The 8,654-nt window shown below is 33.2% G+C and carries 7 protein-coding genes, 1 tRNA gene and 1 riboswitch; of the genes, 1 reads left to right on the forward strand and 7 read right to left on the reverse strand.

The genetic code is table 11. From position 1 onward, the window contains the following. Positions 1 to 187: 187 nt before the first annotated feature. The 7 genes from grdB to DYH56_RS16070 form a co-directional block, all read right to left on the reverse strand. Complete coding sequence (gene grdB, locus DYH56_RS15315; RefSeq protein ID WP_114643734.1) at positions 188 to 1,480, reverse strand: glycine reductase complex selenoprotein B; 1,293 nt, start codon at positions 1,478 to 1,480, stop codon at positions 188 to 190. A gap of 296 nt (positions 1,481 to 1,776) precedes the next feature. Then, positions 1,777 to 2,253, reverse strand: a complete 477-nt coding sequence (gene grdA / locus DYH56_RS15320; protein WP_114643735.1) for a glycine/sarcosine/betaine reductase complex selenoprotein A — start codon at positions 2,251 to 2,253, stop codon at positions 1,777 to 1,779. Positions 2,254 to 2,323: 70 nt separating this feature from the next. Further along, positions 2,324 to 3,610: a glycine/sarcosine/betaine reductase component B subunit gene (locus tag DYH56_RS15325; RefSeq protein ID WP_114643736.1), complete on the reverse strand. Its 1,287-nt coding sequence runs from the start codon at positions 3,608 to 3,610 to the stop codon at positions 2,324 to 2,326. Positions 3,611 to 3,662: 52 nt separating this feature from the next. Beyond that, entirely contained in the window at positions 3,663 to 3,983 is a 321-nt protein-coding gene (gene trxA / locus DYH56_RS15330; RefSeq protein ID WP_114643737.1) for a thioredoxin TrxA, read from the reverse strand. A gap of 13 nt (positions 3,984 to 3,996) precedes the next feature. After that, the gene (trxB, locus tag DYH56_RS15335) at positions 3,997 to 4,938 is read right to left on the reverse strand and encodes a thioredoxin-disulfide reductase (protein WP_114643738.1); all 942 of its coding nucleotides are present in this window, start codon (positions 4,936 to 4,938) and stop codon (positions 3,997 to 3,999) included. 42 nt (positions 4,939 to 4,980) lie between these two features. Beyond that, positions 4,981 to 5,361 (reverse strand): GrdX family protein, encoded by a 381-nt coding sequence (locus DYH56_RS15340; RefSeq protein WP_114643739.1) that lies wholly within the window; start codon positions 5,359 to 5,361, stop codon positions 4,981 to 4,983. 125 nt (positions 5,362 to 5,486) lie between these two features. Further along, positions 5,487 to 5,579, reverse strand: a tRNA-OTHER gene (locus tag DYH56_RS16070). 438 nt (positions 5,580 to 6,017) lie between these two features. Here DYH56_RS16070 and DYH56_RS15345 point away from each other — a divergent pair. Beyond that, positions 6,018 to 7,037 carry a PTS sugar transporter subunit IIC gene (locus DYH56_RS15345; RefSeq protein WP_114643740.1) on the forward strand — a complete coding sequence of 340 codons (1,020 nt, stop codon included), beginning with the start codon at positions 6,018 to 6,020 and terminating at the stop codon, positions 7,035 to 7,037. A gap of 294 nt (positions 7,038 to 7,331) precedes the next feature. Beyond that, positions 7,332 to 7,429: riboswitch (glycine riboswitch) on the reverse strand. Positions 7,430 to 8,654: the final 1,225 nt, after the last annotated feature.

The raw sequence follows: 8,654 nt of genomic DNA on the forward strand, positions 1-8,654 counted from the left end.
CAACTGTTTGTGTAGTTCCGTTGTGTAAGATCATGTCTGGAGTATGCACTAAACAATATGCTGCTCCTTTTAAAACTGCAAAATTCATCTTTTATTCCTCCGATTATTTATTATAATTTATTTATTTTTAAAGCTATTAAAAAATAAGGGAAAGAGACAATAACTCTTCCCCCTTATTTAAGTTTAATTATTTAACATGAAATACTGTTTGATCAGTAACTTCAGTAGTTAAAGATTCTAAAGCTGTTTTAACTATGTCTTTTCTTAATTTCATTTGGTCTTCCGCACATAATGCAGGGTCACCAAATGGATGTGGAATTGCGATTGCAGGAACTATTCTGTTCGCTCCTACTGTTAGTGAGATAGGAACTACAGTACAAACATGTACTACAGGTATTCCACTCTTTTCTATTTCTTTTACCATCGTTGCACCGCAACGAGTACAAGTTCCTCATGTAGAAGTAAGGATTACTCCGTCTACTCCTGCAGCAACTAGTTCTTTTGTGAATTCAGCTGCGAACGCCTGAGAGTTCTTTACTGAAGTTCCGTTTCCTGTTGTTGAGTAGTAGTAAGGATGGATAGATCCGATCATACCTTCAGCTTGAAATTGTCTTAAAGCGTCAGTAGGAACTACTACGTTTGGATCGTTGTTAGCATATGTAGGGTCGAATCCTCCATGAGCAGTTTCACCCATGTTGTCTAATTCATATCTACCATATTTTTGAGCTGATGAAGCTTCGATTCTGTCAGGGTTTCCTGAAGGAACCATTCCACCAGAAGTAACTAATGCTATCTTAGCCTTAGATAAATCTTTGATTGCCTTTCCAGGTTCAACATGATCAAATACTGGCATTGGATACTCAGTTACAAATGCCTCACCTTTTAATTTATTTAGTAACATATCTACTGCTCTTTCAGCACCGATCTTTTCAGCGAAGTAATTTTGTCTTACTCCTCTTTCATGGTATCCTTCTTCAGTTGGAGATCCAACAACTTCTTTCTTACCTAATTTTAAAGCAAGTTTTGCTAATGGCTTTATAGCCTTTCTCATTCCTGCTGCTGAGTTAGTTGTAGAAACAATATGAAGATCTTTTCTGTACATGTCTACACCAGGGTTCTCAATGTACATAGCAGTAACTACAGGAATTCCTAATTTCTCTTTTACAGCTTTTCCGATAGTTCCACAAGCTACTCCGTATCTTCCTGCGTTGAAAGCAGGTCCTGCGATAAATAAGTCAGGCTTTGCAGCTTTTACCATTTCTAATATTTCTTCTGTAGCTTCTTCAACATTCTCATTTAAATAAGAATCTCCACAAATTACTGTTCCTATGATTTCTGCTTCTTCACCAAATTGTTGCATAAGAGCTGAACCAGGACCAACAACTTCATTTCTGAATTCAGGTTTGATATCAGCCTTTTCTTCTCCACCAATTCCGGCGAAGAATTGATTTATATAGTGAACTACTTTTATTTTATTCATTCAAATCCCCCGTAATTAAGACTATCTTGCATCGATATTGTATTACTGGGGATTATTGAATCCCCAGTTTATATTATATTATAAGTTTTGATAATTGATTTTATTAAATTTGTTGCCTTTGTTTCTGTTATATAGGCTCACCTGAGCCATATGTTCAATGGATTTTTTTGAGAATTATTTTAATTAAAGATTTGGTATGTGCCTTGCATAGGACACGGTTTTCCGAATATGATTTCTTAGTTTTTTAGTTATTTTGTTTTTGCTGTTGGTTTAGTTATTACAAGTTTTGCGAGAAATTAAAGGTATTTACAACCTTCTCCTCTGATTTCGTTCATTTCTTCTACGATCTCTTCTACTTCTAATACCATTTCCATCATTCCTACTTGCTCTTCAAATTTGTCTGCATCTACAGCACCTTTGAATTGATCTTCTAATACGTGGAATACAGTTAATCCTAACGCTTCGTTAGCTAATATTCCTGAGAATGTAGGGTCTCCCATTGTTACTGTTTCTGCAGCTAATCCAGATGCCTCTGCTTCTGCTGCTCCTAATATAACTACTAAGTTTTCTGGTCCATATTCAGTTGCGAAATCTTTAATTCTTTTTTGATTCTCTAAATCCATTGCTCCTGCAGCCGTTCAGACAAAGCATTCTGTAGAAGCAAATATAACTTCTACGTTAGCTATTGTCTCAGCGCATTCTTTTATAGCTTCTCCAGGTACACCGTCTCTATCACCGACGATGATTAATTTTTTATTTTCATAATTAAACATGTGTTGCCTCCTAAGATTTTAATTTATTTAGTTTTTGACACTATCTGTGTCGAAGTTTTATTTATTAAAACTAGTACATTTTAGCTGATAATTTGTTGAATCCTAATTCGTTTGTTGCACCAGTGATTATTTGGATCTCAGCTTCGATAGTTCCGTCAGCTTTTAATGAACCGTCAAATCCACCTGATAATGTATCTGTATAGTCTAACATTCCGATAACTTTGTCCATTGGAGCTAAAGTTATCATTTCATTGGCGTTTCCACCAGTTATTACTGCGTTAGCTGATACATCTGCATCTGCTAATGATTGAGATGATCCATCTCTACCAGCATACTCGTCAGTAACGATAACTGTTTTAACACCTTGAGCTTCTACTTTCTTACAGTTCATGATTAAGTCAGTATCAGGGTTTCCGAATCCTTCTTGAGAGATTACTGCACCATCTAATCCTAAGTATTTAGTAAATTTAGCTGTCCAGTTAGATGATCTTTCTTTATCTGCTAAATATACGTTTTCGTTAGTTATGATGATTCCCATGAAGTTGATTTCTTTTCCATGTTGCTTGTATAAGTTTTTGATGATTGGGTTATTTAAGTGATGGAAAGTTGTGTTCTTATCACAAGCTGATACACAGTTTCCACTTAAGATAGCTCCATCCATAACTTCAGTTGGATATAAAATAGTTGGTACTATTTTCTTAGCATCTACACCATATACATAAGTATCATGTAAAAGACCTTGAGTTTGTAACATGTATACATAACCTACCTTTGGTAAATCAGGATACTCGTTAGCTTGCTCTAATAAAGGTTTAGTTTCGAATACTTCGATATTATCAGGAGTAACATTTTCTCCTAATTTACCTAAGTGAGCAGCGATTTTTAATCCAGCCATTCTAGCTGCTGCTTCATAAGCGTATTGGTCGATTCCTTCTTTAGGCTCGATAACCATACATAAGTTATTTAACTTTGAGAAAGGACTATAATCTGCTGCAACACCAGACATGTCGATGATACCTTCTTGGAATCCAACAACCTTTCCACAAGTTACTACAGCAGACCCTTTTAATACATGAGTTCTACCTTCTCCAACTGTTGTTACCTTTGAGACAACACCAGGGAAGATACTAGAATCTCCTCCAACTTTTACTCTAGGCTCGATTACATCTTTAACAGGTGTAATTCTAACACTTTCTCCAGGCTTTGCTAATTCAAGTTTAACATCAATGATTCTGTCATCCTCTAAAACAATTGCCTTGATTTCTTCCGCATTTACATGTAAAACACCATTTTCTACCTTTGAGACATCTGCAAATTTTATATCTGAAATATTAATTTCTCCTAATTCTAAACGCAAATATCACACCCCCTTATATTATTATATTAAACTATGATCGTTACTTGGTTTATTACTTGATATTTTCAGCAAGCATGTTTTCAATATTTTTAGCTGTTGCATCGTCTTTTGTTAACTCCGCTACTTTTTCTCCACCTTTATATAAAGTTATTGTAGGTAATCCTAATACTTTTTGCTTTATAGCCATTCTTCTTGCCTTACTTGTGTTTAATTTTACGAATTTAGCTTTATCGGCATTTTTTTCAGCTATTACTTCTAATTCAGGTAATAATGCCTGGCACGGTACACACCCGTCACTATAGTAATCTACTAATACATAACCTTCTGCATTCAGTACTTCTTCTTCGAATGTTCCTTTATCTACTACTAACATAAATTGATCCTCCTTAAAATTTTTCTTCCATATATTTTTCAGCTAACGTTGCTGCGATTGCTCCATCAGCAGTTGCTGTTACTACTTGTCTAAGTGCTTTAGGTCTGATATCTCCTGCTGCAAATACTCCCTCTACATTTGTTCTCATTTCGTCATCTGTTTTGATATATCCCCAGTCATCCATTTCTATATGACCTTTGAATGTATCTGAATGTGGTACATAACCAACAAATGCGAATAAACCGAATGTTCCATCTTCTTCATCTGCATGGAATTCTGTTAATTCTCCAGTTTTTAAGTTTCTGAAAACTGCTGTTTCTAATATTCCGTCACCTCTTAATTCTTCAACTGTTGAATCCCACATAAATTCTAACTTGTCATTTTTAAATGCTTTCTCCTGGATAGATTTAGCTGCTCTTAATTCATCTCTTCTATGTACTATAGTTACTTTTCTAGCAAATTTAGTTAAGTACATTGCTTCTTCAACTGCTGTGTCTCCTCCACCGATTACGAATACTTCGAAATCTTCAAAGAAGTCTGCGTCGCATGTAGCACAGTATGAAACTCCCTTACCAGTAAATTCAGCTTCTCCCGGGCAACCCATCTTTCTAGGTGTAGCTCCAGTTGCTATGATAACTGCCTTAGCTTGATATTCTTCTTTTTCACCTTTAACAATTTTGATGTCTCCAGAAAAGTCTACATCGATTACATTGTCAGCTTTTATTTCTGCACCGAATTCTACTACCTGCTCTACCATTCTACCGATTAGAGATGGTCCTGTTGCTTCTCTTACAGATCCAGGATAGTTTGCTACTTCATGAGTTATAACAATCTGTCCTCCTGTCTTACTCTTTTCCAATACCAATGTAGATAATTTTGATCTTCCTGCATATAAAGCTGCAGATAATCCCGCTGGCCCTGCTCCTATTACTATAAGGTCGTATACTTTTGACATTGTAGCCTCCTAATATTTATGTTTATTTGTTTATTTAATTATTTAATTAATTTGGTTTATACTTTCAATACCACTAGTAATGATGTCGCAATCGATTAGTTTAAAATCACTTATAATCTTATCTGTCCATTTTCTATTTAAAACAAACTTTTTAGTAGTGAGTATAGCATCTTCGATGAGCTTTAAAGAATCAAAGTTTAATTTGGACGCTTCTTCGGATATTATTATTGATTTAAATGGTGTTTCCCCTGGTTTGACACTTCCCGTCAATGGATGAGTTAAAATCTCATGGCCGCTATGAACCTTTGACCTTGTGAATTCCATAGTCTCTAAAAAGGTAGCATTTTCATGATAGTCCATAGGGAATGCATCCTTATATTTTAGATGAACTAGAGGATTGTTTGTTATTATTCTGAATTTCATTTGACCCTCCCAAATAAGAGATATGTTCTCTTTTTCACATTTTTGTAAAAAAATAAAAAGTATTCGTTCGATGTCGATACTTTTTAATTTTTGATTATTTTTAAATTATATAGCACTTGATTTGATGGAAGTATGAGGGAATCGAACCCACCTACAATAACTTAATATTGCAACTCGATTTTAATATCGGTAAGCACACCAGCGGCTTATCTATTTCCAATTTAGTTATACTCCTTTTTTTTTAAAAAGTCAACCACTAAAGTTATTTTTTTTACTTTTTGTTTCAAATACAAACATATATTATGTTTTTCTAATTTTTATCTTACCCTTATCGTAGAAGAGGTTGAGCCGAGATGATAACGTATATGTTGTCATAAATTAATTTAATTTATTTTTTCCAAAAACTAAAAAAAAATAGTTTAGAAACAAAACAAAAGAGTTGCTTTGAATACACTATTTTCAAAAAAAGTTTAAATTTAATTGACAAACCTCATTTAAAAGGTTATAAATTATAAGATTCACAACTATTTTAGCAATAAATTCACTCAAACCTAAGTTTAATAAGAAATATTTAATTTCAGTTAAATACTTCAATTTGTAGTGATTTTTTTCACGAGAAGTTGTGTGACAATATATTATTAGGGGGAATTTTTACAATGGAAATGTTAAAAGGAATGGCACTACTATTATTGGCACTATCATGTTTTTCAGCGTTCAGTCTTAAAGCACCAAATGGTCAAAAAGCTATGAGTGGTCTAGCAAATGCTGCAGTAGCTACTTTTTTAGTCGAAGCTTTACACAAATTTATTTCAGGAAATATGCTTGGTTTTGCTTTTTTAGGTAATGTAGGTAATATCGTAGGTGGTCTGGGAGGCGTAGCATCAGGAAGTTTGGTTATGCTGGCTCTGGGTATCAATCCTGTATTCGCTATAGCTGCCGGTCTCGCACTTTCTGGAATGGGAATATTAGAAGGATTTATCGTGGGATATGCCCTTTCATTCTTAGTTCCAGTTATAGAAAAATATTTACCTGAAGGAGTAGACGTTATTGTCGGTGTACTTGTTTTAGCTCCTCTAGGAAGATTTATCGCTGAAGCTGTCTCACCTGTTGTTACTATTACTCTCAATCAATTAGGAGAGATGATATTAAACGCTTCAAATCAATCTCCAATACTTATGGGACTTCTTTTAGGAGGACTTATCAAGGTTATTTGTACATCTCCTCTTAGTTCCATGGCTCTTACCGCTATTTTAGGTTTAACAGGACTGCCTATGGGAATAGCATGTGTCGCTTGTTTCGGTGGTTGTTTTGCAAACGGTATAACATTCTACAGACTTAAATTAGGAAGTAAAAGTAAGGCTATTTCAATGATGTTAGAACCTCTTACACAAGCGGATATAGTTACAGCCAATCCAGTTCCTATATTTGCCTCTAGTTTTACTGGCGGAGCACTTGCAGGTTTGTCTGCTGCATATTTTAAAATTGTAGCTGATGCTCCCGGTACAGCATCTCCTATCCCTGGTTTGCTCACTCCATTTGCGTTTAACCCAGCTACAAACGTAGTGCTAGCTATGGTTTTTGCTATGATTGGTGGTATAATTGGCGGATATTTAATCTCAACAATTTTTGTTTCTATTAAAGCAAAGAAAGAATCGGTAAATATGATACAAGCATAGTTCAATTATAATCTATCAAACTTTTGCATTAGAAAGGCGTATAAGTTTGGTAGGTTATTTTTTTGTAATTTTTTTTGTAGATCACCCTTTAGTGGTTATATATATAAATTTATAAAATTAGTTCAAAATAATGAAGTCCTTCTAGAATCAACTGAGGAATCATATTTTATATAAATTTTATAATATTTAATTTTTTAGATAAAATCTTTAAATATCAAAAGAGGTCATACAATAGTATGACCTCTGAATTAAGAATAGATTAAAATTAAAAAAATGAAAACTTCATTTTTTTAAAATATTTCCACTGTCCTTTTTACCTGAGAGATTCGCCTAAAATAAATTAGGTTTGCTCCTTCGGTGACTTATTTAAAAGTCTCTCCAGAGGTTCGTCCAGTAGGTGTTCTTATTCACATATTCGTGAAAACCTGAAAGTTTTACTTCTTCGGTGCTCTAATTTTCTAGAGACTCTCCACATACCTTCGTCCGATTTTGTATTTAATTGTCTTATCTAATACTAATTTATTACATTTTTGATGTTTTGTCAACACTTTTTTTACACTTGTTTGCATTTTTTTAATCGCGATTAGTTTCGTTTACTATATATATGTAATCGCGATTAGTTTTCGTAGGAAAACGTTTTGCTTAATTTTTCCTCTAATGGTATTTTCTACAATTATAAAAATTAAGCATGAAAAAACTTAATTTAAAATATGAATCTAATTTAGGAAGAAATTAAAACTTTCTTCCTTTGTGATCAATCTATATTAATTTTATAAAACTTAAAAAAATCTGAAGAATAAGTGAAATTGTTTATGTTATTAACAATAGAAGAAGAAAATGTTTAGAAGGGAAAGAAGTGGATTGTTGAGAAGGCAATTTTGTAATCAGTAAAGGGAGAAAAGGTGAAGTGTTGTGTTTGATATGAAATACTACTATATTATAATAAACTTTTATGTTGAATTTTGAATTGATAAAAATAAAATTTTATTTAAAATTTTCTATAACTTTCTGTGTCTGATAGGTATAAGGAAATGTGATTTTCTAAAATTTAAAGAAGGAAAGCTAAAATATTCTGATTTTTTCCCTCAGATATTGGTTAAATTTAATTTTTTATTCGTATCAATTTCAGTTATTTGTAATTTAGTTTTCCCATGTAACAACACTAACGTTATTACATGGGTGAAGGGGTGAAAAGTTTTTAATTGTTTTTAATTGCAATAACATATATGTTTCGTCGTCTGCACGGTAGTAAATTAAGGGGAAATAGAAGGGTGTTTGGTTTTTTAGTTCAGTTTTAGAAAATGTTTTGAAAAAACACAATGAAAAAGCAAAAAAATCCTTGACGAAAAATTGTAAACACGGTATACTTCTTCTTGTCCGCGAAAGAAAGCGAAAGCGACCTGGAGCGATACAAACAACAGGACATTAGCAATTAAATAGAGAAAGAAAGTGTAAATTAAAAACTCAATTGTCGTTTGAAACTTGTTTCAAACAATCGATTAAGGTGTACAGTGGAATGAACCACTATAAAAATAATTATCTTTTAATAGATAGCTAAACTTCATTTATGAAGTTAGGATATAAATTTGAATGTAGAGTTTGATCCTGGCTCAGGAT

This window comes from Psychrilyobacter piezotolerans (assembly GCF_003391055.1).
Taxonomy (GTDB): Bacteria; Fusobacteriota; Fusobacteriia; order Fusobacteriales; family Fusobacteriaceae; genus Psychrilyobacter; species Psychrilyobacter piezotolerans.